The sequence below is a fragment of the Stenotrophomonas sp. GD03777 genome, assembly GCF_029842485.1.
GTDB classification, from domain to species: Bacteria; Pseudomonadota; Gammaproteobacteria; order Xanthomonadales; family Xanthomonadaceae; genus Stenotrophomonas; species Stenotrophomonas sepilia.
The window spans coordinates 1-22,790 of sequence record NZ_JAOCGL010000065.1; the positions used below are offsets into that span (position 1 = coordinate 1).

Here is a 22,790-nt window from a genome sequence, read left to right on the forward strand (position 1 = left end):
GGAAGGAGCATCAGCGGATTACGCATGAATCGGGACCGTTACGGGGATCAAACCCCAATGGTACCTCCCTCGGGCCCTGCAGGCGTTGCGCGGTGCGGGGTAATGGCAGGCACAGCGCCGGTAGTGCCGGCCGCTGGCCGGCAACCCCGTCGCCCGGTGGTTGCCCGCGCAGGTGCCGGCCAGCGGCCGGCACTACCGGAACACCGGGCCTACAGCTTGTAGCCGGAGTGGATCGAGACGATGCCGCCGGTCAGGTTCTTGTAGTGGCAGCGCTCGAAGCCGGCCTGCCCCATCATCGCCTTCAGTTCGTCCTGCGGCGGATGCTTGCGGATGCTCTCGGCCAGGTACTGGTAGCTGTCCGAATCGTTGGCGAACAACTTGCCCAGCCTGGGCAGGATCTTGAACGAGTGGAAGTCGTAGATCGGCTTGAACCAGTCGGCAGTGACTTCGGAGAACTCCAGCACGCGGGCCTGGCCGCCCACCTTCAGCACGCGGTACATCTCGCGCAGGCCGGCGTCCTTGTCGGTCACGTTGCGCAGGCCGAAGGCAATGGTGACCAGGTCGAAGCTGTTGTCCGGGAACGGCAGGGCTTCGGCGTTGCACTGCACGTAGTCCAGGCCAAGCACCAGGCCGCGGTTGGTCAGGCGGTCGCGGCCGACCGACAGCATGCCGGCGTTGATGTCGCCCAGCACCACCGAGCCCTCGGCGCCGACGCGTTCCTTCAGCAGGGCGGCGATGTCGCCGGTGCCGCCGGCCAGATCGAGCACGCGGTCGCCCGGCTTCACCTGCGCGGTCGCCACGTAGTAGCGCTTCCACGCCCGGTGCACGCCCAGGCTCATCAGGTCGTTCATCAGGTCGTAGTTGCGCGCGACCGAGGTGAACACCTGGCCGACCAGCTTCTGCTTGTCCTTGGCGGCGACGTCGCGGAACCCGAAATGGGTGGTACCGGCTTTGTAGGGGGATTCGCTCATGGCCCCGATTATCGCACCGCCGGGGGCCAGCGGCACCCCCTGCCCGTATCATGGCGGGCCACGACTGACCGGAGCCCCCGCATGATCACCACGCCCGACTACCAGGCCCTGCTGCAGACCGCCATCGCCGAAGCCCGCCAGGGCCTGGCCGAGGGCGGCGTGCCGATCGGCGCGGCGCTGTACCACAACGACGGCCGCCTGCTCGGCTGCGGCCACAACCGCCGCGTGCAGGAAGGCGACCCATCGGTGCACGGCGAAACCGACGCCTTCCGCAAGGCCGGCCGCCAGCGCCGCTACCAGGACACCATCATGGTCACCACCCTGGCGCCGTGCTGGTACTGCTCGGGTCTGGTGCGCCAGTTCAACATCGGCACCGTGGTGGTGGGCGAATCGCGCACGTTCCAGGGCGGCATCGACTGGCTGCGCGAGAACGGTGTCAACGTGATCGACCTCGACAGCCAGGAATGCGTTGACCTGCTGGGTGGCTTCATTGCGCAGCATCCGGAGATCTGGAATGAAGACATCGGTGAATAAGCACCGTGCAACGTGTCGTTGAACCCGTTTAATGAACGCTTCAGCGCGGGCACGTTCTAGTGCCCGCAGCGTTTGCGGCCGATGCCGTGAACCCGTGCACAGTCAGCTGCGCTGCGTGCATACACTGCGGTAACACCCCACCCGGCCGAGGCGCCTAGGGTGGGGTTACCGGGGTCCCTTTCCCCGGCGGAGCCAGCCATGTGCGCGCACGCCGTACGTCCCCCGCCCGACCCGATCCTCGATGCCATCCGCGAGCGCCTGCAGCAGCAATATGCACTGCACCGGCGCGGCGCGCTGTTCTGGACTGCCTATCAGCACATGCAATTGGAGCTGGTCCGCCGCCACCCGCTCGACCAGGAGCGCCTGTGCAATGCGATGGCCGACATGGCCGAGGACCTCGGTGCGGTCGAGCATGCGCAATTGATCGGCAATCGCCACGCCGGCTCCACATCCCGCTGACGCGGCATGCACCGCCACATACGCCACACTCCGATGAACCCCCACTCCCTTTCCACTCAACCGAACTGGATTGTCATGCACGCTGAAGTCCCCACCATTCCTCCGGTCATCAACGTAGACGCCGAGCTTGACCACTGGCGCCGCCAGCATGCCGAAGGCGCACTGCCGCACAACTCGTTCGGCTCGTACGTGCCGTGGATCAAGTTCGCCTGCGATTCGCTGATCACCCAGCCGCGCGCCAGCGAGGCCGAACGTGACGAGATGTTCCAGACCCAGTACGCCCTGCAGATCATGCCGCGGCTGAGCGAAGCCCAGGCCCGTGAGTTCGTCGACCGTTGCTGGCAGCACGTCTACCAGAGCAGCCCGGTGCGCAGCCTGCAGGCGCCACGACTGCAGCGCATGCGCGCCTGACCGGCGCTGCACGGCACCTGCACGGGTCACTGCCGATCATCCTCGTCACCTGAGTGGGCACACGACGACGATGAAAGCACGCAACCTGTTCAATACGATCGCCAAGAAGGCCGCGACAGCCACCGGCTCACCGTGGACCTTCCTGACCGCGGTAGGGATCGTGGTGATCTGGGGCATCAGTGGTCCGGTGTTCGGTTTCAACGACACCTGGCAGCTGGTGATCAACACCGGCACCACCATCATCACCTTCCTGATGGTGTTCCTGATCCAGCACACGCAGAACGCGGACACCGCCGCGATGCAGATCAAGCTGGACGAGCTGATCCGGGCGACGGCCGAAGCCAACAACGAACTGCTGGATCTGGAAGAACTGGACGAAGCGCGCCTGGAAGAGATCCGTGCCGAGTACGAGCAGATGGCCCGCGAAGCAGGCGATGCGTTGGCGCGCGTTCGCGCCTGCCATGCGGCGCGGCGCGACGATGAAGCGGTGTAGCGGGCCCCGGAATGACAATGCCGGCCAGCGGCCGGCACTACCAACGATCGTCCAGGTAGAGCCGGCCGCTGGCCGGCTTTCTCTCAGCCGCGCTCGTGCCAGCCGCCGCCCAGCACCTTGTACAGGGTGATGCGGTTGGCCTGCTGGGCCAACTGCGCCTGCAACTGGGTCTGCTGCGCGTTGTAGGCAGTGCGTCGTGCGTCCAGCAGGGTCACGAAGCTGTCCAGGCCGGCGTCGTAGCGTGCCTGCGACAGGCGGTTGGCCTGTTCGGCCGCTTCCACCAGGCGCTGCTGTGAACTGACCTGTTCATCCAGGCTGACATTCAACGCCAGCGCATCGGCGGTTTCGCGGAAGCCCACCTGGATCGACTTCTCGTACTGCGCCAGTGCGATATCACGATCAGCGTTGGCGACGGCCAGGTTGGCGCGCAGCTTGCCGCCCTGGAAGATCGGCAGGGTGATCTTCGGCAGGAAACTCCATACGCGGGTGCCGCTGTCGAACAGGCTGGACAATTCGCTGGAGCCACTGCCAATGCTGCCGGTCAGCGAGATGCTCGGGAAGAACGCAGCACGTGCCGCGCCGATGTTGGCATTGGCGGCCAGCAGCTGGTGTTCGGCGGCCATGATGTCCGGGCGCTGCAGCAGCACATCGCTGGGCAGGCCGGCCGGCGGAGGCGCCAGTGCCAGCAACTGCGGTTCGATGCCGTCCGGCAGCAGTGCCGGGTCCAGCTGGCCACCGGCCAGCAGGGCCAGCGCGTTGCGGTCCTGGGCCAGCTGGCCACGCAGGCGCGCGGCGTCGGTACGCGCGGTTTCCACCAGCGTGCGGGTCTGGGTCAGCTCCAGCGCCGAGCTGCCACCACGCTCGTGGCGGGCCTCGGCCAGGCGCAACGAATCCTCGTAGGTCTTCAGCGTGGCATCGGCGATCTTCAGACGCTGGGCATCGGCACCGTAGGTCAGCCACGCCGTCGCTGTCTCGGCCACCAGGCTCAGCTGCGCGTTGCGACGATTGGCAGCTACGGCAAAGTACTGCTGCAGTGCCGCTTCGCTGAGGTTGCGCACGCGGCCGAACAGGTCCAGCTCGAACTCGGCCACGCCGACACCGGCGGTGAACTGCTCGGTGACGCCGGCGTCGGTGCCTTGGCGCTGCATCTGGCCGGTGACGGCCACACCGGGCACGCGGTCGGCGCGCTGTACGCGGTACTGGCCGCGCGCGCGTTCAACGTTGAGCACGGCCACGCGCAGGTCGCGGTTGTTCTGCAGCGACTGCTCGATCACCTGCTGCAGGCGCGCATCGGTGAAGAAGTCGCGCCAGCCTACGGCGGCGACATCGGCCGCCTGGCCCTGTACAGCCTCGGCCGGCCACTGCGCCGGAATTGCCGGAGCGACGGCGGTGTTCTTCGGCACCAGAGTGGAGCAGCCGGGCAGCGCGAGCGCGGCGGCAATGGAAAGGAACAGGGATGCACTTTTCATGGGAATGACTTCCATCGGTACTGCCGGATGGCAGGAGGTAGAGCCGGCCAGCGGCCGGCACTACCGTTTCGATCACGTCGTGGATTTGCGCTTGAACACGCGCTGCACCACTACGAAGAACAGCGGTACGAAGAACACGCCGAGCACGGTGCCGACGATCATGCCGCCGAGCACGCCGGTGCCGATCGCCTGCTTGGCGCCGGAGCCGGCACCGGTGGAGATCGCCAGCGGTACCACGCCCATGCCGAAGGCCAGCGAGGTCATCACGATCGGGCGCAGGCGGTCGCGCACCGCATGCATGATCGCCTCGATCAGGCCCGCGCCCTTCTCCAGGTTTTCCTTGGCGAACTCGACGATCAGGATCGCGTTCTTGCTGGTCAGGCCTACCGTGGTCAGCATCGCCACCTGGAAATAGATGTCGCGCTCCAGGCCCTTGAAGGTATTGGCCAGCACTGCGCCGAGGATACCCAGCGGGGCCGCCAGCAGCACCGCCGTCGGCACGCTCCAGCTTTCGTACATCGCGGCCAGGCACAGGAACACGATCATCAGCGACAGCGTGTACAGCAACGGCGTCTGCGAGCCCGCCTGGCGTTCCTGGTAGGACATCGCCGTCCACTCGATGCCGAAGCCCGCAGGCAGCTGCTTGGCCAGTTGCTCGATCTCGGCCATGGCATCGCCGGAGGCAACACCCGGGGCCGGTTCGCCCTGGATCTCCATCGCCGACACACCGTTGTAGCGCTCCAGGCGCGGCGAACCGTAATCCCAGTGCTTGGTGGCGAACGCGCTGAACGGCACCATCTCGCCCTTGTCGTTCTTCACGGACCAGAGGTCGAAGTCCTCCGGGACCATGCGGAACGGCTGGTCGGCCTGCACGAACACGCGCTTGACGCGGCCACGATCGACGAAGTCGTCGATGTACGAGCTGCCCCACGCAGCGGCCAGCGTGCCGTTGATCTGGTCGATCGACAGCCCCAGCGAGGTCGCCTTGGCCGCGTCGATGTCGATGCGGAACTGCGGCGTGTCCTCCTGGCCGTTCGGGCGCACGTTGGCCAGCTTCTTGCTGCCGGCGGCCAGGCCGAGCAGCTGGTTGCGTGCGGCCACCAGTGCCTCGTGGCCCTGGCCGCTGTTGTCCTTCAGGAAGAAGGTATAGCCCGAGGCGGTACCCAGTTCCGGAATGGCCGGCGGCGGGAAGGCGAAGATGAAGGCATCCTTGATCTGGCCCAGGGCTGCCATCGCACGACCGGTGATCGGCATCACGCCATTGTTGGCGTCACGCTCGCTCCAGTCCTTCAGCTTGACGAACGCCATGCCGGCGTTCTGGCCCATGCCGGCGAAGCTGAAGCCCTGCACGGAGAACACCGAATCCACCGCATCCTTCTCGTTCTGCAGGAAGTGATTCTCCAATGCCGCGATCGATTCCAGCGTGCGCTCCTGGGTGGCGCCGACCGGGGCCTGCACCAGCGCCATCAGCACGCCCTGGTCTTCGTTGGGCAGGAACGAGCTGGGCAGGCGCACGAACAGCACGCCCATCAGCACGAACAGTGCCGCCACGATGCCCATAAAGCGCCACGGACGATGGATGATGCCGCGCACACCACGCTGGTAACTTTCGCTGGTGCGGTCGAAGCCGCGGTTGAAACCGTTGAAGAAGCGACCGGCCAGGCCGCGGTGGGCAACATGATGCTCGCCCTTCTTCAACGGCTTGAGCATGGTCGCGCACAGTGCCGGGGTCAGCACGATCGCCACCAGTACCGACAACGCCATTGCAGAGACAATCGTGGCCGAGAACTGCCGGTAGATCACGCCGGTGGATCCGCTCATGAAGGCCATCGGCACGAACACCGCCGACAGCACCAGGCCGATACCCACCAGCGCACCGGTGATCTGGCCCATCGACTTGCGGGTCGCTTCAAGCGGCGACAGTCCTTCCTCGGACATGATGCGCTCGACGTTCTCCACCACCACGATGGCATCGTCCACCAGCAGGCCGATCGCCAGCACCATCGCGAACATGGTCAGCATGTTCACCGAGAAGCCCAGCATCGCCAGCACGCCGAAGGTACCCAGCAGCACCACCGGCACGGCGATGGTCGGGATCAGGGTGGCGCGGAAGTTCTGCAGGAACAGGTACATCACCACGAACACCAGCACGATCGCTTCGAGCAGGGTCTGCACCACGCCCTTGATCGACACGCGCACGAAGGGGGTGGTGTCGTACGGGATCTCGGCCTTCAATCCGGCCGGGAAGAAGCTCTTCATGTCGTCCAGCGCAGCATCCACGCCGGCAGCGGTATCCAGCGCATTGGCGCCGGTGGCCAGTGTGACCGCCAGGCCGCTGGCCGGCTGGCCGTTGTAGCGGGTGACGAAGTCGTAGGACTCGGCACCCAGTTCGACGCGGGCGACATCACCCAGGCGCAGCTCGGCACCGTCCTGCGCGCCGCGCACGATGATGTTGCGGAACTGTTCCGGGGTCTGCAGGCGCGACTGCGCGTTGATGGTGGCGTTGAGCTGCTGGCCCTTCACCGACGGCGCACCGCCGAGCTGGCCGATCGCCACCTGGGCATTCTGCGCCTTGATCGCCGCAGTCACTTCCGCGACGGACAGGCCATAGGTATGCAGCTTGTTCGGGTCCAACCAGATGCGCATGGCGTACTTGCCACCGAATACCTGGATGTTGCCCACGCCCGGCACGCGGCTGAGGCGGTCGACGACATTGGAACCGACGTAGTCGGCGATGTCGTTGGCGTCCATGCTGCCGTTCTCGGACACGAACGCGATGACGTTCAGGAAGCCCGAGCTGGACTTGGCCACGTTGATGCCCTGCCGCTGCACTTCCTGCGGCAGCAGCGGCATGGCCAGCTGCAGCTTGTTCTGCACCTGCACCTGGGCGATGTCCGGGTTGGTGCCGCTCTCGAAGGTCAGGGTGATGGTGGCCTGGCCGTTGGACGAGCTGTTGGAGGAGAAGTAGATCAGGCCATCAAGGCCCTTCATGTTCTGCTCGATGATCTGCGTCACCGAGTCTTCGACCACCTTGGCCGATGCACCCGGGTAGGTGGCGCTGATTTCCACCGCCGGCGGTGCGACGTTGGGGTACATCGAGACCGGCAGCTTGAACAGGGCCAGGCCGCCGGCGAGCATGATGATGATGGCGATCACCCACGCGAAGATGGGTCGATCGATGAAAAAGCGTGCCATGGGGTTCTCCGCTTACTTCGCGTCGCCGGCCGGGGCGGCAGGCTGGGCATCGGCCGCCGGCTTGGCCGGTGCGTCGCCCTTTTCGGTGGCCTTGACCGGCATGCCGGGGCCGATCTTCTGCAGGCCTTCGACGATGACCTTGTCACCGGCCTTCAGGCCGTCCTCGACCAGCCACTTGTCGCCGACCGTGCGACTGACCTTGACCGGGCGCACTTCGACCTTGTTGTCCTTGCCGACCACCATCGCCGTGGTATCGCCCTTCGGATCGCGGGCGATGCCCTGCATCGGCACCAGCACGGCATCACTGCGCACGCCGCCGCCGATCACCGCACGCACGTACATGCCCGGCATCAGCAGGCCGTCCGGGTTGTCCACCTTCACGCGCAGGCCGAAGCTGCCGGTGGTCGGATCGACGCTGACTTCGGAGAACTCCAGCGTGCCCTTGTGCTCGAAGGTGCTGCCGTCTTCCATCAGGATGCTGACCGGCAGGGTCTGGTTGTCCTGCAGGCGGCCGGCGGCCAGTTCGCGGCGCAGCTGCAGCAGCTCGGCCGAAGACTGGGTCAGGTCGACATAGATCGGGTCCAGCTGCTGCACGGTAGCCAGTGCATTGGCCTGGCCGGCACTGACCAGCGCACCCTGGGTGACGCTGGACTTGCCGATGCGGCCGCTGATCGGCGCGGTGATGCGGGCGTAGCCCAGGGTGACGTTGGCTGCGTCCAGCGATGCCTTCGCGGCACCGACATCCGCCTCGGCCTGCTTCTGCGCGGCCACGGCATTTTCCAGGTCCTGCTGGCTGACCGCATCGACCTTGGCCAGCTCGGTGATGCGCTTGGCGCTCAGCCGGGCGGCGTTGGCGGTGGCCTCGGCGCGGGCCAGCTGGGCGCGGGCACTGTTGGCCTGGGCGCGGTAGCTGGCGTCCTCGATCTGGTACAGCGGCTCGCCGGCCTTGACCATGCCACCTTCGGTGAACAGGCGCTTGGCAACGATGCCATTGACCTGCGGGCGCACTTCGGCGACCAGGTAGGCGTTGGTACGGCCCGGCAGTTCGCGGGTCAGGCCCACGGTCTCGGACTTCAGCGTGACCACAGTGACGTCACCCGGGCCCTGCTCGGGGGCCTGGGGTTGGCCGCCGCAGGCAGCCACGGTCGCGGCGATCGCCAGCGACAGTGCAAAGGGTCGGATTCGGCTCAGCAACATGACGGAAAGGCTCTTAGGGGAAGGAATCTCAAATCGCGCTGATACAGGCCGAAAGCGCCAGCAGGCAACGCTCACCAGCGGGGAGTGGTAACCGGACCGGCCTGCCACGCACACGACGGGAATGATGGGAGCGAAATATACATACATGATTGTTTGTTTGTAAACCGGTACAATTCAGCCACGTTTCACCCGCACTCGTACCCATCCATGGCCCGCAAGACCAAAGAGGACACCCAGGCAACCCGGGAAGGCATCCTTGACGCCGCCGAAGCCTGCTTCCATGAACACGGCGTGGCCCGTACCACGCTGGAGATGATCGGTGCCCGCGCCGGCTATACCCGCGGTGCGGTCTACTGGCACTTCAAGAACAAGAGCGAGGTGCTGGCCGCGATCGTCGAGCGCGTGCTTCTGCCTTTCATGCAGGAGCTGGAGCGCACCTCGACCGACCAGCGCAACACGCCGGTGCACGACCTGCGCGCGGTGATGATCCACTCGTTCATCGAACTGTCCGAGGACGAGCGCTTGCGCAAGACCATGGAGATCATGCTGCGCAGCGATGCGTCGGCTGATACCCGGGTGCTGACCGAACTGCAGCAGGCCGGTTTCCGCGATGGACTGGACCGGATGGAACGTGCCCTGCGCCGGGCAAAGGACCTGGGCCAGCTGCGCGAGGGTGCAGACCCGAAGATCGCCGCACGCATGCTGCACGCCACCGTGCTGGGCGTACTGCACGGTGCGATGGTCGAACCGGAACTGATGGACCTCAAGCGCGATGGCATGCTCGCACTGGACATGACCCTGGCCGCCTACGTAAAGGACGGCGTGTTCGTTCCCGGCACCGTGCCCGAGCCGCTGCCCGAGGCATGAGCGGGTTCACTGCCGCCACCGCAGCCCCACTGTGAGGACAGACCCATGATCCTGGACAACGTGGTGTGGGGCTTCATCGGCTGCGGCAGCGTCACCGAGAAGAAGAGCGGCCCCGCCCTGGCCAGCACACCCGGCTCACGGGTGGCGGCGGTCATGCGCCGCAATGCCGCATTGGCCGAAGACTATGCGCGGCGCCACGCGGTGCCACGCTGGTACACGGATGCCGACGCGCTGATCGGCGATCCGGACGTGAACGCGGTGTACGTTGCAACACCGCCCTCCACGCACATGCAGTACGCATTGCAGGCGATTGCGGCGGGCAAGCCGGTCTATATCGAGAAACCCATGGCCCTGGACCTCGCCGAATGCGAGCGCATCCTGGAAGCCAGTGCACGCCGTGGCGTGCCCGTGTTCGTCGCCTACTACCGCCGCGCCCTGCCCCGATTCGCGCAGGTGAAGCAGCTGCTGGACAGCGGCGCGATCGGTACACCGCGCAGCGTTCGCGCCACCCTGCATCGGCCGCATTCGGTGAACGCCGCATCGCCGGACTTCTGGCGGACCAATCCCGCAATCTCCGGCGGCGGGCTGTTCGTCGATCTGGGCTCGCACACCCTGGACCTGCTCGATCATCTACTGGGGCCGCTGAGCGATGTGCGCGGCCTGGCCAGTTCGTTGACCGGCGCTTATGCCGCCGAGGACAGCGTTTCGATGTGCTTCCGCACTGGAGCGGGCGCGCACGGCATCGCGCAATGGAGCTTCTGCGCGTTCCGCCGCCAGGATGAGATCGAGATCACCGGCGACCGCGGCCAGCTGCGCTTTGCGACCTTCGAGGATGTTCCGGTGGTGCTGGAGACCGGAGCCGGTGTGCAGGCCTTCGACATTCCCAACCCGTCGTCGATCCAGCAACCGTTGATTGCCTCTCTCGTGGATGAACTGCGCGGCAACGGGCACTCGCCCTCGGACGGCATCAGCGCCGCCCGCACCAGTGCGGTGATCGATCAGGTACTGCAGGCCTACCGCACGCGGCAATCGCGCTGACCGCCAACGCAAAAGGCCGCCTTTCGGCGGCCTTTTCTGTTGCAGCGGATGGCGTCAGGGCCCTCGCCGTGGCGAGGGATCCGACCGGATCGGGCGTTACAGGATGTAGCGGCTCAGGTCCGGGTCCTGCACCAGCTCACCCAGGTGTGCATCGACGTAGGCGCTGTCGATGGCCAGGGTTTCGCCATCGCGGTCCGGTGCCTCGTAGCTGAGCGAATCCAGCAGGCGTTCCAGCACTGTATGCAGGCGTCGGGCACCGATGTTCTCCTGGCGCTCGTTCACCTGGAAGGCGATTTCGGCCAGGCGGTCGATGGCATCGGCGGTGAAGCTGACCTTGACACCTTCAGTGGCCAGCAGCGCTTCGTACTGCTTGGTCAGCGCGGCCTTCGGCTCGGTCAGGATGCGCACGAAGTCATTCTTGCTCAGCGCACCCAGTTCCACGCGGATCGGGAAACGGCCCTGCAGCTCCGGAATCAGGTCGCTGGGCTTGGCCAGGTGGAACGCGCCCGACGCGATGAACAGGATGTGGTCCGTCTTGATCGTGCCGTACTTGGTGGACACATTGGAGCCTTCCACCAGCGGCAGCAGGTCGCGTTGCACGCCTTCGCGGGACACGTCGCCACCGCCCACGTTGTCACCACGCTTGGCGACCTTGTCGATCTCATCGATGAAGACGATGCCGTGCTGCTCGCACGCCTCGATTGCGGCGGTACGGATGTCATCCTCGTTGACCAGCTTGCCCGCTTCTTCCTCGATCAGCAGCGGGCGCGCGGCCTTGATGGTCAGCGTGCGCTTGTGCGCCTTCGCGCCGCCGCCGAGGTTGGCGAACATCGACTTCAGCTGCTGGCCCATTTCCTCCATGCCCGGCGGGGTCATGATGTCCATGCTGACATTGGCCGCCAGGTCGAGCTCGATCTCACGCTCGTCCAGCTCACCGTTGCGCAGCATCTTGCGGAACTTGATGCGGGTCTCGTTGTCCTGCGCCGACGGTTCGTTGCGGGCGACTTCAGGATCGAAACCGATGCCGCCGCTACGACGCGGCAGCAGCGCATCGAGGATGCGGTCTTCGGCGCGTTCTTCGGCCTGGGTACGCACGCGCACCTTGGCCTGTTCGCGATAGAGCTTGACCGCGGTGTCGGCCAGGTCACGGATGATCTGCTCGACGTCCTTGCCGACGTAGCCCACTTCGGTGAAGCGGGTGGCTTCGACCTTCACGAACGGTGCGTTGGCCAGCGTGGCCAGGCGGCGCGCGATCTCGGTCTTGCCGACACCGGTCGGGCCGATCATCAGGATGTTCTTCGGCATCACTTCATTGCGCAGCTCCGCCGGCAGCTGCATGCGACGCCAGCGGTTGCGCAGGGCGATGGCCACCGCGCGCTTGGCGTCGTGCTGGCCCACGATGTGCCTGTCCAGTTCCTGCACGATCTCGCGCGGGGTCATGGTGGCGGAGGAAACTTCGATCTTCGACATGGTTGTGCTCACGGATTCATTGTCGGTAGTGCCGGCCGCTGGCCGGCAACCAGGCACGCGTGCGGGGGACATGAGGTTGCCGGCCAGCAGCCGGCACGACCCTCACAGCTCCTCGACCACCACGTTGCGGTTGGTGTAGATGCAGATGTCGCCGGCAATGCCGATCGCTTCACTGGCGATGGTGCGTGCATCCAGCTCGGTGTGCGCCATCAGCGCCCGCGCAGCCGAAAGGGCGTACGAACCACCGGAGCCGATGGCGATGATGCCGTCCTCCGGCTCGATCACATCACCGGTGCCGCTGATGATCAGCGAGGTTTCCTTGTCAGCCACTGCCAGCAGGGCTTCGAGCTTGCCCAGGCGGCGCTCGGTGCGCCAATCCTTGGCCAGCTCGACCGCGGCGCGCTGCAGCTGGCCGTGCTTTTCCAGCTTGGCCTCGAACAGCTCGAACAGGGTGAAGGCATCGGCAGCGGCACCGGCGAAGCCGGCCAGCACCTGGCCGTCGCGGCCAAGGCGGCGCACCTTGCGCGCGTTGCCCTTCATCACGGTGTGGCCCAGCGTGACCTGGCCGTCGCCGGCAATGGCCACGTGCTCGCCGCGACGGACGCAGACGATGGTGGTGGCGTGGAAAACGTTGGGGTTCTGACTGGGGTCCATGATGCCTCCGGGGTGACAGAACCAGAGGTGGGGACTGCGCTGCGCCCTTCAAGCCACCCGCGACCGGCTGACGCAGGGCCAACGTTCAGCTTTCTCCGCTGCCCTCGGTGCTGCGTCGACGCTTCGCGCGCGGATGCGCGGCGTCATAGACCTTGGCCAGGTGCTGGAAATCGAGGTGGGTATAGATCTGCGTGGTGGCGATGTCGGCATGGCCCAGCAGCTCCTGCACACCACGCAGGTCGCCGGACGATTCCAGGATGTGGCTGGCGAAACTGTGCCGCAGCATGTGCGGGTGCACCTGCTTGAACAGGCCCTGGCGCTGCGCCAGCTGGCGGATGCGGATCTGCACCGCACGCTGGCTGATTGGCCCGTTGCGACCGGGGAACACCGGCGATGCCGGACCACCGCCACTTTCCGCGCGCCACGCCTGCAGCGCTTCGCGTGCCGGCCGCCCGAACGGCACGCGGCGCTGGCGGTTGCCCTTGCCCAGCACGTTGACCAGCCCGCTGTCGAAATCCAGGTCGCGCCAGGTCAGCGCACAGACTTCGCTCAGACGCAGGCCGGAGGAATAGAACAGTTCCAGCAGCGCGCGGTCACGGCGGCCGAGCTCACCTTCCGGCTCCAGCTCGACCAGCTGCACCGCCTCATCGGCGTCGAGGACCTGTGGCAACCGGCGTGGCGCGCGCGGTGCCTTCAGCGTCGCTGCCGGACTGACCTCGATGTGCGCGTGCTTGAGCAGCCAGGCATAGAAGCTGCGGCAGGCCGACAGGCGGCGTTGCAGGCTCTTGGCCGACAGGCCGCGGCGATGCTCGTCGGCGACGAACTGGCGCAACGCATCGGCATCGAGCGCCTCCACCGCTACGCCACGCGGTTCGGCCCAGACCGCTAGCGCGTCCAGGTCGCGGCGGTAGGCGTCAAGCGTATGCGCCGACATCCGCCGCTCCACCTGCAGATGCTGCAGGAAGGCCTGTACCGCGCTCATCGTCGTCCGGTCCTGCTTAGTCGTGGAAGCGCTTCAGGCCAGTGGCCAGGGCGTCGCCCATCATGCGCAGGAACAGCGTGCCCATGCCCGGGTAGAAGCGGTTCGGGTCGTGGCTGCCGACTGCGATCAGGCCGACGCCCGGCAACGGCAGCAGCGCGGTGGTCTGCACTTCCTCGCTGCGCACGCCGTACAGGACGGCATTCTTTTCCGGCTGCAGGCGGCCGCAGATCGGCTCGCCGTCGTTCAGGCAATCGCGGAACGGGCCCAGTTGCGGATCATCGGCAGCAATCACCTGCAGCCAGTCGGCCTGTTCCAGCCCGGCCACCGGCGCATGCACCACCAGCCGCACCAGGTCGCCGGCGAAGTCTTCCTGCAGCGATGCGGCCATCGCGCGCAGGGTATCGGCCGCGTTGTCCTGCTTCATCAGTGCCAGGGTCAGCTGGTGCGTGCGCACCGCAAGGCGTTCATTGACCTGGGCGGTGGCGCCCAGATCGGCCAACCGTCGTGCCAGCTCGCGGTTCTTCTCGCGCAGCACTTCCAGCTGGTAGCTGGCCAGCGATGCGGTCGGGCCGTCATCGCGCGGCACCACCAGGGTCAGGGCCAGGTCCGGAAACTGCTTGAGGAAGCCGGGATGTCGCCGCAACCAGGCAGCGACTTCATGGGCCCCGAGCTTGTCGACGGTTTCGGTCATGCCATCCACTCCCCTTCGAAGACGAATGCGGTCGGGCCCGCCATCACCACCGGCTGGCCATCGCCCGGCCACTGGATGCGCAGGTCACCTCCGGGCAGGCTGATGCGCGCATCGCGCTGCAGGCGGCCGCGCTGCATCAGGGTCACGGCGGCGGCGCAGGCGCCACTGCCGCAGGCCAGGGTCTCGCCGACACCGCGCTCGAACACGCGCAGGCGGGCGTGGGCCGGGCTCATCACCTGGGCGAAGCCCACGTTCACCGAGCGCGGGAACGACGCGTGCTGCTGCAGCAGCGAACCCACGCGTTCAACCGGAGCGGCATCGATCAAGCCCACTTCGATCACCGCATGCGGGTTGCCCATCGACACCGCAGCAAAGCGGACGCTCTCGCCCTGCAGCGGCAGCAGGTATTCCTCGCGCGGGTGGGCGAAGCCCATCAGCGGCACGTTGGCCGGCTCGAAGGCAGGCACGCCCATCGTCACCGCAAACTGCCCTTCACCCAGCACCTTCACCTCATGGCTGGCCAGCGGGCTGTCGATGACGAATGCATCGCCCTGCGCGCTGCCCTCGCGCACCAGCCAGGCCGCGATGCAGCGCGCGCCATTGCCGCACTGCTCGGAATTGGAACCGTCGGCGTTCCAGATGCGGTACGAGGCCACCGAGCCTTCCGCACGTGGCGCCTCGATGGTCAGGATCTGATCGCAGCCGACGCCGGTGTGGCGGTCGGCCAGGCGCGCGGCCAGTTCAGGCGTGGGCGGCGCAGTACCGTCACGCAGGTCGATCACTACGAAGTCATTGCCCGCGCCATGCATCTTGCTGAAGCGCAAGGCCCTGGAACCGGCCTTACTCATTCCCGACGCCCGCCTTCTTCGCTGGCGCGGGTGCCGGCTGAGTGGTCGTTGCAGCCGGGTCGACGGTCGTGGTGGGGGCAACGGCGCCCTGGGCCTCCGCCGGGGTCGCCTCGGTGGCGGGCTCGGCAGCGGGTTCGACGGTTTCCTCCACCGGCACCGGCTTCTGCGGCAGTACCAGCGGGCCCTTGTTGCCGCAGGCGGCGAGGAGCAGCAGCGAGGCCGCTGCCAGCGGAATCAGGATGGCGTTTCGATGGGGGATCTTCATGCCCCGAGTATAGCCATTGGCGGCTGAGCGGTTGGTGCAGGGAATCGGGTTGCCGGCCAGCGGCCGGCACTACCGCCGGCGCTCAATCTGTGGGCGGTGGCGGCAACGGCCGCGTCCACAGCCAGATTGCGACCACGGTCATGCTGCCGATCGAGAACCACTTCACCCAGGCGATCGGCACGCACCACAGCATGATGGCGGCACACACCGCCATGGTGATCGTGGCCATCCACTTGCCATGGCGGCTGACCGCCCCGTGTGCCTGCCAGTTGGCGATGGCCGGGCCGAAGCGCGGGTGCTGCAGCAGCCAGGTGTGCAGGCGTTCGGACCCACGTGACGCAGCCCACGCCGAGATCAGGATGAATACGGTGGTCGGAAGGCCCGGCACGAAGATGCCGACGATGCCGGTGCCCAGGCTGACATAGGCCAGCAGCCACCACGCCCAGCGGAAACGCACCACGCGCGGTGGCGTGGCGGTATCGCGGGATGCGGAGGGCTCGGGCAGGCTCATGGCCGCAAGGATAACGGTTCGGGGTGCCCGGCAACGCCCGGCACCCCTTCGCCGTTACGGCTGGGCGATGCCCAGCTGCTGCAGCACGAACGCGTACGACTCGGACAGCTCGCGGTAGCGCTGGAAGCGCCCCGACTTGCCGCCATGGCCGGCTTCCATGTTGGTGCGGAACAGGATCGGGTAGGGGCCGGTGTTGTGATCACGCAGCTTGGCCACCCACTTGGCCGGCTCCCAGTACTGCACCTGCGAATCCCACAGGCCGGTACCCACGAACAGCGCCGGGTACGCCTGCTGCTTCACATTGTCGTAGGGCGAGTAGGACAGCATGTAGTCGTAATACGGCTTCTGCTCCGGGTTGCCCCACTCATCGTATTCGTTGGTGGTCAGCGGAATGGTCGGGTCGAGCATGGTGGTGACCACGTCGACGAACGGGACCTGCGCCACCATCACCCGGTAATCCTGCGGCGCCTGGTTGGCCACCGCGCCCATCAGCAGGCCACCGGCGCTGCCGCCGGACGCAGCGACGCGATCCTTCGCCGCCCAGCCCTGTGCGACCAGGCCGCGGGTGACGTCGATGAAGTCGTTGAAGGTGTTCTGCTTGTGCAGCAGCTTGCCGTTCTCGTACCAGTCGCGGCCCATTTCCTGGCCACCGCGGATATGGGCAATGGCATACACCACGCCGCGGTCGAGCAGGCTCACCGCGGTCTGGTTGAAGTACGGGTCCATCGACATCCCGTAGCTGCCATAGGCGTACTGGAACAGTGCGCCCTTTCCATCCTTCTGGTAGCCCTTGCGGTAGACCAGCGACACCGGCACCTTCACGCCATCGCGCGCGGTGATCCAGACGCGGTCGGTTTCATACTTCGATGCGTCATAGCCGATCACCGGCTGCACCTTCAGCTGGCGACGCTCACCGGTGGCGGTGTTCAGCTCGAATACCGTGGTCGGCGTGGTCATCGAGGTGTACACGTAGCGCAGCCACGGCGTCTCGGCTTCGGTGTTGTCACCCAGGCCCATCGAGTAGGCCGGTTCATCGGCCTTCACGTAGTCGCTGCGGCCGTCCTTGAACAGCAGGCGGATGCGCTCCAGGCCCTCGGAGCGTTCGGCGATGGCGGTATAACCCTCGAACAGCTCGAAGCCTTCGATGAACACCGCCTCGTCGTGCGCGATCCAGTCCTTCCACTGCGCGCGCGAGGTGGCGTCGGTCGGTGCGGTGACCAGCTTGAAGTTCTTCGCGCCATCGTTGGTGCGGATCACCCAGCGGCCATCGTAGTGGTCGGCGTCGTACTCGACGTCACGCTGGCGCGGCGCCAGCACGGCGAAGGTGGTGGGGTCGCTGGCCGGCGCGTAGCGCTCTTCGGAGGACACGGTGCTGTGCACGCCGATGGTGATGAAGCGATCGTCACGGGTGCGGCCGATGCCCATGTAGAAGCTGTCGTCCTTCTCTTCGTAGACGACGGTGTCGGCGCTGGCCGGGGTGCCCAGCACGTGCTTCTTCACGCGCACGGTCAGCAGCGTTTCCGGATCGTTCTCGACGTACAGCACGGTGCGGTTGTCATCGGCCCAGACCAGGTCGCCGGAGCTGCCGGTGATGACGTCGGGCAGCACCTGGCCGGTCCGCAGGTCCTTGAAACGGAGGGTGTACTGGCGGCGGCCGACGTCATCCTCGGCCCATGCCAGCAGCTGGTTGTCCTGGCTCACTTCCATCGCGCCGACGTTGAAGTAGCCCTTGCCGGCGGCCATCGCGTTGACGTCGAGCAGGATTTCCTCGGCGGCCTCCATGCTGCCCTTGCGGCGGGCGTGGATCGGGTAGTCCTGGCCGGTCTCGAAGCGGCTGTAGTACCAGTAGCCGCGCTCACGCGCCGGAACGCTGGAATCGTCCTGCTTGATGCGGCCGACGATCTCCTTGTACAGGGTGTCTTCCAGCGGCTTCAGCGGCGCCAGCAACTGGTCGGCGTAAGCGTTCTCGGCCTGCAGGTAGGCCAGCATGTCCTTGTTCTCGCGCTTGTCGTCGCGCAGCCAGTAATAGTCATCGTTGCGGGTCGCGCCAAACGGCGCCTTGACCACATGCGGGTGCCGGGCGGCATCCGGCGGAACGGGCGGAGTGGCAGCGGTAGCAGTCGTGGTCATCAGGCTGGCAAGCAACAGGCAAAGGGTGGATTTCATGAAGTAAGGCTCCAGGCGCGTCAATGCAATGGTCTTCGGCGGGGTCAGATCCCTTTTCCCGAAAAGGGATCTGACCCCAATCCCTGCAATGCGGCAACCCTGCGGATCGTCATGGGTCATGCCGGCCGGCGTACCATGGGCACATGAGTACCCTGCCCCACACGCCGGGCTACAGCCGGCGCAGCCATGAAATCGCCCCGTTCCATGTGATGTCCCTGCTGGCCCGCGCGCAGGCGCTGGAACAGGCCGGCCACGATGTGATCCACCTGGAAATCGGCGAACCGGACTTCACTACGGCCGAACCGGTCGTGCGGGCCGGCCAGGCCGCACTGGCCGCCGGCCATACCCGCTACACCGCCGCACGTGGCCTGCCGGCCCTGCGCCAGGCGATCAGCGGTTTCTATCGCAGCCACTACGGTCTGGACATCGATCCTGAGCGCATCCTGGTCACCCCGGGTGGGTCCGGTGCGCTGCTGCTGGCCAGCAGCCTGCTGGTCGATCCCGGCCGCCACTGGCTGCTGGCCGACCCCGGCTACCCCTGCAACCGCCACTTCCTGCGCCTCGTCGAAGGCGGCGCACAGCTGGTGCCGGTCGGCCCGGACACTGCGTACCAGCTCACGCCGTCCCTGGTGGAACAGCATTGGAATGCCGACAGCGTCGGCGCGCTGGTTGCCTCACCGGCCAACCCGACCGGCACGGTGCTCTCCGCCGACGAACTGGCTGCACTGTCGCAGACCCTGCACGCGCGGGGCGGCCACCTGGTGGTGGACGAGATCTATCACGGCCTGACCTACGGCCTGGACGCGCCCAGCGTGCTGCAGGTGGACGACAACGCATTCGTACTGAACAGTTTTTCCAAGTACTTCGGCATGACCGGGTGGCGGCTGGGCTGGCTGGTGGCGCCGCCGTCCGCAGTACCGGATCTGGAGAAGCTGGCGCAGAACCTGTACATCAGCGCCTCGAGCATCGCCCAGCACGCCGCGCTCGCCTGCTTCAGCGAGGAGTCCATGGCGATCTTCGAGCAGCGCCGCGACGCGTTCCGCCAGCGTCGCGACTTCCTGCTGCCGGCACTGCGTGAGCTGGGCTTCCGTATCGAAGTCGAGCCACAGGGCGCGTTCTACCTGTACGCCGACGTCAGTGCATTCACCGACGACGCGCAGGCATTCTGCGCGCATTTCCTGGAAACCGAGCACGTGGCGTTCACCCCGGGCCTGGATTTCGGCTTCCATCGTGCCAACCAGCACGTGCGCCTGGCCTATACCCAGGAGGTACCGCGATTGCAGGAGGCGGTGGCGCGGATTGCGCGCGGATTGAAGCGTTGGCAGGGATCACGTTGACGGTAGTGCCGGCCGCTGGCCCTACCGGATAAGGAAAAACGCCGCCCTGGGGCGGCGTTTTCCGTTCTGCTTACTTGCCGCCCAACCGCTCCCACAGGAAGCTGTAGGCCAGTGCCGACATGTGCGCGGCCTGCGCGTTGTTGGCGGCGCCGCCGTGACCCCCTTCGATGTTCTCGTAGTAGGTCACGTCCTTGCCGGCGTCGATCATCTTCGCCGCCATCTTGCGGGCATGGCCCGGGTGCACGCGGTCGTCGCGGGTCGAGGTGGTGAACAGCACCGGCGGGTAGTTCTTCTTCGCGTTGAACAGGTGGTACGGCGAGAAGGTCTTGATGAACTCCCAGTCACTGGTATCCGGGTTGCCGTACTCGGCCATCCACGAGGCACCCGCCAACAGGTGGCTGTAGCGCTTCATGTCCAGCAACGGCACCTGCACCACCACCGCACCGAACAGCTCCGGGTACTGGGTCAGCATGTTGCCGGTCAGCAGGCCACCGTTGCTGCCGCCCTGCACGCCCAGGTGCTTGGCGCTGGTGATCTTGCGCTTGACCAGGTCCCGCGCCACCGCGGCCATGTCTTCGTAGGCCTTGTGGCGGTTCTGCTTCAGCGCCGCCTGGTGCCAGCGCGGGCCGTACTCGCCGCCACCACGGATGTTGGCCACCACGTACACGCCGCCCTTCTCCAGCCAGGCGCGGCCCATGCCACCGGAATAGCTCGGGGTCAGCGAGATCTCGAAGCCACCGTAGCCGTACAGCAGCGTCGGATTGGAGCCATCGAGCTTCATCGCCCTGTCGTGCACCACGAAGTACGGCACGCGGGTGCCGTCCTTGCTGGTGGCGAAGTGCTGCTCGATCACCTTGCCCTTGGCGTCGAAGAAGGCCGGCATGGTCTTCAGTGTTTCCGGGGCCTGGCCGATCTCGGCCAGCGCCAGCGTGGTCGGGGTCAGGTAGTCGGTGGCGGTCAGCCACACCGCGTCGCTGTCATTGCTGTCCACTGCAGCCACGCCCAGCGTGCCGAAGGCAGGTGCGCCGACGAAGCGGCTGGTCTGCCAGCCGTTGGCGCCCGGGGTCAGCACCGACAGGCGGTTCTTGACGTCGTCCAGCACGTTCAGCACCAGGTGGCTCCTGGTCCAGGTGGCGCTGGCCAGCGAGGTGGTCGCGGTCGGGGTGAACAGCACCTCGAAGTCGCGCTTGCCGGCCAGGAAGTCGTCCAGCTTCGTCGCCAGCAGCGAACCGGACGCATAGGTCTTGCCGCCCACGGTCCACGGATCGCGCAGCTCCAGGGTCAGCCACTGCTTGTGCAGGCCCTTCTCGGCCGAGTTCGGCGCGTCGATCTTGGTCAGCGTGCCGTCGTCGCCACGCAGGTAGAGCTCGTTGTTGTAGAACGCCAGCGTGCGGCTGACCAGGTTGCGCTCGAAGCCCGGGGTGTCATCGTGCATCGCCGCGATGTACATGTCTTCCGGCTTGCCTTCGTACACCGTCGTGGCCGAGGCCATCGGCGTGCCGCGCTTCCACAGCTTGGCCACGCGCGGATAGCCGGACGTGGTCATCGTGCCGGCACCGAAGTCGGTGTAGACGAACACGGTGTCGCGATCGACCCAGTTGAGGCCCCCCTTCGACTCCGGGCGGAAGAAGCCGTCCTTGATCCAGGTCTTGTTGACCAGGTCGAACTCGCGGGTGACGTCGGCGTCGGCGCCGCCGCGCGACAGCGCGATCAGGCAACGGCTGTAATCCGGGCGCAGGCAATCGGCACCGTGCCAGACCCAGTTCTCACCCTCGGCCTTGTTCAGTGCATCCAGGTCCAGCACGGTCTCCCACTGCGGCGACGCCTTGCGGTACTCGGCCAGGGTGGTGCGCCGCCACAGGCCGCGCTCGTGCTGCTGGTCCTTCCAGAAGTTGTAGTAGTAGTCGCCGATCTTCTGCACGCCCGGAATCTTGGCATCGGAGTCGAGCACCTCGCGGATGCGGGTCTCCATCTGCTTGAAGGCCGGGGTCTGCGCCAGGCGCGCCTCGGACTTGGCATTCTGTTCCTTGACCCAGGACAGCGGCTTGTCGCCGGTGACGTCCTCCAGCCAGGCGTAGCGGTCTGTATCCTCAGCGGCCACGGCGGTCCCCACCGAGGCAGCGGTCATCATGCCGGCCAACAGGCAGGCGGAAGCGAGTCGTGACATTGCAGCTCCAGGCAGTCATAAGCCGTGGAACGCTAGCACGGAATGCCGCGGCCTCCCCCGTGTCGAAGGTCAGGCCGTGGCCGCCGGGCCGCGCCGGCGACGCGCCTGTCCACCGGTACGCCGCACCTTCGGCAGCCCCGACAGGCGCGGCAGCGGGAAGCGCAGCAGCGCCCACCAGGCCGCGAGCGGCATGCCGATCAGCCACATCGGCAGCCAGCCCAACCACGCGCTGCTGCCACGTGCCGCTGGCCAGACCAGTACCAGCGCCAGTCCGGCCAGCGCCAGTTGCCGCACGCCACGCAGCAGGCGCGGGTCGGCGCGTTCGATGATGCGTTCAGTTGCAGGGCGACGGACGGAACGTGTGTTCATGGGCCTTCTCCGGTAGACAATGCAACACAGCTTGGGCAAGCCCCTTCTCACAGATTGCGACACCATTGACGGATCGCGCACGCTCAGTCGACCATGCTCAGGCAAAGCCCTCCTGAGCCCGCTCCCGCATGACTTCGATCCGCCCGCTCTGCGCCGTGTTGCTGGCCCTGTCCCTGGCGGGCCCCGCCATGGCGGTCGGTGAGCCGCCATCACCCCGTGCCAGCGTCCCGCGCGCCGATCCGGATGCCCCGATCGACCTCAAGCGCTTCATGGGCACCTGGTACGTGATCGGCCGCGTGCCGAACTTCATCGAACGCGGGCACGTCGCCAGCGTCAACGAGTACGAGTTGCGCGACGAGCACAAGGTCGGCATCACCTACCGCTACCGCGACGGCTTCGGCGAACCCCTGCAGGAGATCCGTGCACGCGCCAGCGTCGACCCGGACAGCGGCAACCACGGCTGGCGCACCTGGTTCTACCGCGTGGTGCCGACCCACTCCCGGGTGCTGGACGTCGCCCCGGATTATTCGTGGGCACTGATCGGCTACCCGGGCCGTGAGATGGCCTGGATCTTCTCGCGCACGCCGGACATGGACAAAGCGCTGTACAAGGAGCTGGCCGAGCGCCTGCGCGACGAGTACGGCGTGAACACCGACAAGCTCAAGCGCGTGCCGCAGCATCCGGAACAGGTCGGCA

General features: G+C 66.6%; 22 protein-coding genes. 8 read left to right on the plus strand and 14 right to left on the minus strand.

Annotated features, from left to right (window positions below; all coding sequences use genetic code 11):
• Positions 1–209: 209 nt before the first annotated feature.
• Positions 210–971: a bifunctional demethylmenaquinone methyltransferase/2-methoxy-6-polyprenyl-1,4-benzoquinol methylase UbiE gene (gene ubiE / locus N5E02_RS13855; RefSeq protein ID WP_005419407.1), complete on the minus strand. Its 762-nt coding sequence runs from the start codon at positions 969–971 to the stop codon at positions 210–212.
• Positions 972–1,052: 81 nt separating this feature from the next.
• Here ubiE and N5E02_RS13860 point away from each other — a divergent pair, with 81 nt between their 5' ends.
• From N5E02_RS13860 to N5E02_RS13875, 4 genes are all read left to right on the plus strand, one after another.
• The gene (locus tag N5E02_RS13860; protein ID WP_005411083.1) at positions 1,053–1,505 is read left to right on the plus strand and encodes a nucleoside deaminase; all 453 of its coding nucleotides are present in this window, start codon (positions 1,053–1,055) and stop codon (positions 1,503–1,505) included.
• 198 nt (positions 1,506–1,703) lie between these two features.
• The gene (locus N5E02_RS13865; RefSeq protein WP_065186226.1) at positions 1,704–1,964 is read left to right on the plus strand and encodes a hypothetical protein; all 261 of its coding nucleotides are present in this window, start codon (positions 1,704–1,706) and stop codon (positions 1,962–1,964) included.
• A gap of 75 nt (positions 1,965–2,039) precedes the next feature.
• Complete coding sequence (locus tag N5E02_RS13870; protein ID WP_005411085.1) at positions 2,040–2,375, plus strand: hypothetical protein; 336 nt, start codon at positions 2,040–2,042, stop codon at positions 2,373–2,375.
• A 70-nt stretch (positions 2,376–2,445) separates the two neighbouring features.
• Positions 2,446–2,868, plus strand: coding sequence for a low affinity iron permease family protein (locus N5E02_RS13875; RefSeq protein WP_164093218.1), 423 nt, complete (start codon positions 2,446–2,448; stop codon positions 2,866–2,868).
• Positions 2,869–2,951: 83 nt separating this feature from the next.
• Here N5E02_RS13875 and smeF read toward each other — a convergent pair whose 3' ends face one another.
• From smeF to smeD, 3 genes are read right to left on the minus strand one after another with little or no spacing between them, the layout of a single operon-like run.
• Positions 2,952–4,352, minus strand: coding sequence for a multidrug efflux RND transporter outer membrane subunit SmeF (smeF, locus tag N5E02_RS13880; RefSeq protein ID WP_139727684.1), 1,401 nt, complete (start codon positions 4,350–4,352; stop codon positions 2,952–2,954).
• 57 nt (positions 4,353–4,409) lie between these two features.
• On the minus strand, positions 4,410–7,532 hold the full coding sequence (smeE, locus tag N5E02_RS13885) for a multidrug efflux RND transporter permease subunit SmeE (RefSeq protein WP_065178027.1): 3,123 nt from the start codon (positions 7,530–7,532) through the stop codon (positions 4,410–4,412).
• A gap of 12 nt (positions 7,533–7,544) precedes the next feature.
• Positions 7,545–8,729, minus strand: coding sequence for a multidrug efflux RND transporter periplasmic adaptor subunit SmeD (gene smeD / locus N5E02_RS13890; RefSeq protein WP_005419428.1), 1,185 nt, complete (start codon positions 8,727–8,729; stop codon positions 7,545–7,547).
• Between the two features lie 207 nt (positions 8,730–8,936).
• Between smeD and smeT the strand changes: the two genes are divergently transcribed.
• Together smeT and N5E02_RS13900 are read left to right on the plus strand one after the other, a co-directional pair.
• Entirely contained in the window at positions 8,937–9,596 is a 660-nt protein-coding gene (smeT, locus tag N5E02_RS13895) for an efflux transporter SmeDEF transcriptional repressor SmeT (protein ID WP_279946378.1), read from the plus strand.
• A 45-nt stretch (positions 9,597–9,641) separates the two neighbouring features.
• A complete protein-coding gene (locus tag N5E02_RS13900) occupies positions 9,642–10,634 on the plus strand; it encodes a Gfo/Idh/MocA family oxidoreductase (protein WP_065186221.1) in 993 nt (330 codons plus the stop codon).
• Positions 10,635–10,730: 96 nt separating this feature from the next.
• Here N5E02_RS13900 and hslU read toward each other — a convergent pair whose 3' ends face one another.
• The 8 genes from hslU to N5E02_RS13940 all read right to left on the minus strand — a co-directional run bounded on the left by hslU (position 10,731) and on the right by N5E02_RS13940 (position 18,221).
• Positions 10,731–12,104, minus strand: coding sequence for an ATP-dependent protease ATPase subunit HslU (gene hslU / locus N5E02_RS13905; protein WP_065178024.1), 1,374 nt, complete (start codon positions 12,102–12,104; stop codon positions 10,731–10,733).
• A gap of 102 nt (positions 12,105–12,206) precedes the next feature.
• Positions 12,207–12,758 carry an ATP-dependent protease subunit HslV gene (gene hslV / locus N5E02_RS13910; RefSeq protein WP_005411093.1) on the minus strand — a complete coding sequence of 184 codons (552 nt, stop codon included), beginning with the start codon at positions 12,756–12,758 and terminating at the stop codon, positions 12,207–12,209.
• Between the two features lie 85 nt (positions 12,759–12,843).
• Positions 12,844–13,740: a tyrosine recombinase XerC gene (gene xerC / locus N5E02_RS13915; RefSeq protein WP_005419436.1), complete on the minus strand. Its 897-nt coding sequence runs from the start codon at positions 13,738–13,740 to the stop codon at positions 12,844–12,846.
• A 16-nt stretch (positions 13,741–13,756) separates the two neighbouring features.
• Positions 13,757–14,431 (minus strand): DUF484 family protein, encoded by a 675-nt coding sequence (locus tag N5E02_RS13920; protein ID WP_005419445.1) that lies wholly within the window; start codon positions 14,429–14,431, stop codon positions 13,757–13,759.
• Complete coding sequence (dapF, locus tag N5E02_RS13925) at positions 14,428–15,279, minus strand: diaminopimelate epimerase (protein WP_032954541.1); 852 nt, start codon at positions 15,277–15,279, stop codon at positions 14,428–14,430. The genes N5E02_RS13920 and dapF overlap by 4 nt, the downstream gene beginning before the upstream one ends.
• Positions 15,272–15,544: a lipoprotein gene (locus tag N5E02_RS13930; protein ID WP_065186220.1), complete on the minus strand. Its 273-nt coding sequence runs from the start codon at positions 15,542–15,544 to the stop codon at positions 15,272–15,274. The genes dapF and N5E02_RS13930 overlap by 8 nt, the downstream gene beginning before the upstream one ends.
• Positions 15,545–15,626: 82 nt before the next feature.
• Positions 15,627–16,055, minus strand: a complete 429-nt coding sequence (locus N5E02_RS13935) for a YbaN family protein (RefSeq protein WP_065186219.1) — start codon at positions 16,053–16,055, stop codon at positions 15,627–15,629.
• A gap of 54 nt (positions 16,056–16,109) precedes the next feature.
• A complete protein-coding gene (locus tag N5E02_RS13940) occupies positions 16,110–18,221 on the minus strand; it encodes a S9 family peptidase (protein ID WP_065186218.1) in 2,112 nt (703 codons plus the stop codon).
• A 143-nt stretch (positions 18,222–18,364) separates the two neighbouring features.
• On the opposite strand from N5E02_RS13940, the gene N5E02_RS13945 reads away from it, so the two are divergent.
• A complete protein-coding gene (locus N5E02_RS13945; RefSeq protein ID WP_065186217.1) occupies positions 18,365–19,558 on the plus strand; it encodes a pyridoxal phosphate-dependent aminotransferase in 1,194 nt (397 codons plus the stop codon).
• A 70-nt stretch (positions 19,559–19,628) separates the two neighbouring features.
• Here N5E02_RS13945 and N5E02_RS13950 read toward each other — a convergent pair whose 3' ends face one another.
• Both N5E02_RS13950 and N5E02_RS13955 read right to left on the minus strand, forming a co-directional pair.
• Positions 19,629–21,725, minus strand: a complete 2,097-nt coding sequence (locus N5E02_RS13950; protein WP_139727688.1) for a prolyl oligopeptidase family serine peptidase — start codon at positions 21,723–21,725, stop codon at positions 19,629–19,631.
• A gap of 69 nt (positions 21,726–21,794) precedes the next feature.
• On the minus strand, positions 21,795–22,094 hold the full coding sequence (locus N5E02_RS13955; RefSeq protein WP_065178019.1) for a hypothetical protein: 300 nt from the start codon (positions 22,092–22,094) through the stop codon (positions 21,795–21,797).
• A gap of 128 nt (positions 22,095–22,222) precedes the next feature.
• Here N5E02_RS13955 and N5E02_RS13960 point away from each other — a divergent pair.
• A partial coding sequence (locus tag N5E02_RS13960) for a lipocalin family protein (RefSeq protein ID WP_279946380.1) occupies positions 22,223–22,790 on the plus strand: 568 nt, incomplete at its 3' end.